Annotated in this window: 4 protein-coding genes; 3 read left to right on the forward strand and 1 reads right to left on the reverse strand. The window is 68.7% G+C overall.

The window, feature by feature from the left end; all coding sequences use genetic code 11:
* Positions 1-702, forward strand: a 702-nt coding sequence (locus ACWDX9_RS62220) for an AbfB domain-containing protein (RefSeq protein WP_449973266.1), incomplete at its 5' end; no start/stop codon positions are given.
* A 224-nt stretch (positions 703-926) separates the two neighbouring features.
* A complete protein-coding gene (locus ACWDX9_RS62225; RefSeq protein ID WP_449973267.1) occupies positions 927-1,574 on the forward strand; it encodes a hypothetical protein in 648 nt (215 codons plus the stop codon).
* Positions 1,575-1,586: 12 nt separating this feature from the next.
* On the opposite strand, the gene vanY-N is transcribed toward ACWDX9_RS62225, so the two are convergent.
* Positions 1,587-2,153: a D,D-peptidase/D,D-carboxypeptidase VanY-N gene (gene vanY-N, locus ACWDX9_RS62230; RefSeq protein ID WP_449973268.1), complete on the reverse strand. Its 567-nt coding sequence runs from the start codon at positions 2,151-2,153 to the stop codon at positions 1,587-1,589.
* Between the two features lie 191 nt (positions 2,154-2,344).
* On the opposite strand from vanY-N, the gene ACWDX9_RS62235 reads away from it, so the two are divergent.
* On the forward strand, positions 2,345-2,625 hold a 281-nt coding region (locus tag ACWDX9_RS62235; protein ID WP_449973269.1), incomplete at its 3' end, for a response regulator.

The following is a 2,625-nucleotide window of genomic DNA, read 5'->3' on the forward strand; positions in this document are numbered from 1 at the left end:
GGCAACCTGTCCACCTACTACAACGGGGCACGCCCCAACGTCGCGGGCTACAACCCGATGAAGAAGGAAGGGGCCATCATCCTCGGCATCGGCGGCGACAACAGCAACGGCTCCGCCGGCACCTTCTACGAAGGCGTGATGACCTCCGGCTATCCCTCGGACGCCACCGAGAACGCGGTGCAGGCCGGCATCGTCGCCGCCGGCTACACGACGGCCGCCCGTCCCAGCGGGACACCCGCCGCCGGCACGTCGATCTCGCTGCGCGCGACGACGGCCTGCTGCACCGGCCGCTACATCCGCCACCAGAACGACCAGGCCGTCACGTCCGTGATCACCTCCAGCAGCTCGTCCCTGGACAAGAACGACGCCACATGGATCGTGCGCAACGGCCTGGCCTACAGCTCCTGCGTGTCGTTCGAGTCGAAGAACTACCCCGGCAGCTACCTGCGGCACAGCAACTACCAGCTCTACCGCAACGCCAACGACGGCAGCGCCCTGTTCGCCAACGACGCCACGTTCTGCCCGCAGCCCGGCATGAACGGCCAGGGCCTTTCGTGGGCCTCCTTCAACTTCCCGAACCGCCTGCTGCGTCACTACAACGACATCGTCTACATCGGCAGCGAGGGCGGATCGAACACCTTCGACAGCGCGACCTCGTGGGCCGACGACGTGAGCTGGGTCGTCGCCTCGCCCTGGGCGTAGGCACCCCGGGCGGAGCCGTCCCGCCACTCGGGCCCGAGGACGGCTCCGCCCGCCGCAGCACCAGCCGGCCGTTCGACCTGGACCCCTGGTGGGCGAGGCGGCCGGCTCACACACAGGCACATGAGTAGGGGCTACTCATGCCATTTCCGCCGTCGCCAGGAAGCATCCAAGGGACTGCCTCCGGTGCCGGAAGGACTCCCATGTCCCGTCGCTCCCCCCTGAACATGCTGCTGACGGCCATCCTCGCGCTGAGTTTCGTCACCGCGTGCGAGGACTTCCCGCAACAAGCCACACCCCCTCAGGCGGCCCAGACGAAAGCGCCGCCCAAGAAGGGCTTCTGTCCGGCCGCAGGCCCGATCACCCGGTCGTTGCTGCCCTCCCCGGAGGGAGTCGAGCGGATCGCCACGAATCCCTGCCTCGGTGTGAACGGTCTGATCGGCATGGCTCTGGATGTCATCCCGGAGCAGAAGATGGCCGAGGAAGCGGAACTGCGCTCCTTCCGTCAGGGGCTCAGGACCTTCGCCACCCGCGTGACCGTGGCCGCCGACGCGGTGGACTGCGCCTACGAGAACGACCACCTGGCGGTGTCGATCTACCAGGACCCGAAGTACGGTTGGTCGGTGGGCCTGGTGGCAGTGGTGCGCGGGGATCTGGAAGCCGCCGCGGAGGAGGCCATCTGCCTGCTGCTGAAGCAGGTGCCGTTCCTCCCGGACGTCGGCTTCCGCGCCGACGGCCCGCCGGCACCGAAGTTCTGCGCCGACGCCGAGTCCAGAGAAGCCCGGGGATACAAGTTCATGATCTTGTGGATCGCCGACTCGGACGCCATGTGCCGCAGCCTGACCAACACCATCCGCGCGACCGGCGGCGCCTGATCCCAGCGAACCCTAGTCCTCGTTGTCGATGACGTAGCCGACGCCGGGGTGGGGCCGTCGTCGTGGTGGCCTGCCGCCACGGTCCGGGCGGTACTCGAAGTGCCACCACTCGTTGTCGTACATGCGGTACAGGTCGTAGCGGGCGCCGTGTTCCTCCAGCCAGCGCGCGCCTTCGTGGGGGCGCACGTCCAGCGCGATGCCCTTGACGTGGGAGGATTCCGCCGGTGGCAGCACGAGCATGCGTGCCAAGGTCGCGGAGCCGCGGCGGCGCACCTCTTCCTCGAACATCTGTTGCTGGACGAGGGGGTCGCGGTAGCCCGAGGTGAGGCCGAGGAGCTGGCCGTGACGCCACAGCGCCTCGGTGCGGGCCGCGGTGAACGCCGCCCTGGCGCCGTCGGTGAGCCCGGTCAGGTCCTCGGCCGGGAATCGCATCCGTAACGCCCAGTGGCAGGCGCGTTCGCGGGCTTGGCCGGGGCTGCGGAGGAACGCCGCAGGGAGCAGGAGCACGGCCAGCACCAGCGTGACCACGGCATACAGCCGGTCTCGGGGCCGAAGGGGGATGGTGCGTGGTTCGTCCATGACGAACTACGATTGGCGCCGAATGTGCGCGCGCCGTCCGCCCGATGTCACCGTTTGTCGACGGCGGCGAGGACCGGCGTGATCGTGACACAACGATGACATGGCGCGGACGGGGTGGGGACACGGCCGGTCGACAGTGGACGGGGTGGACCGGCGGGCAAGTTACGGAGCGTGCGGTGATAGGCGGCGGCGTGTCGCGGGTGTTGTTGATCGAGGATGACCCGGCTGTGCGGGAGGGTCTTGAGCTGGCCCTGACCCGGCATGGGCATCGGGTGAGCGCGGTGGAGTCCGGTGAGCAGGGGCTGGAGCGGCTGCGTGCGCATCTTCCCGATGTGGTGGTGCTTGATCTGATGTTGCCGGGGATGGACGGGTTCGAGGTGTGCCGGCGTATCCGGGCTGCCGGGCAGGTGCCGATCATCATGGTGACCGCGCGGGGTGATGACATGGATGTGGTGGCCGGGTTGGAGGCGGG

It is taken from the genome of Nonomuraea sp. NPDC003201, from assembly GCF_053590415.1.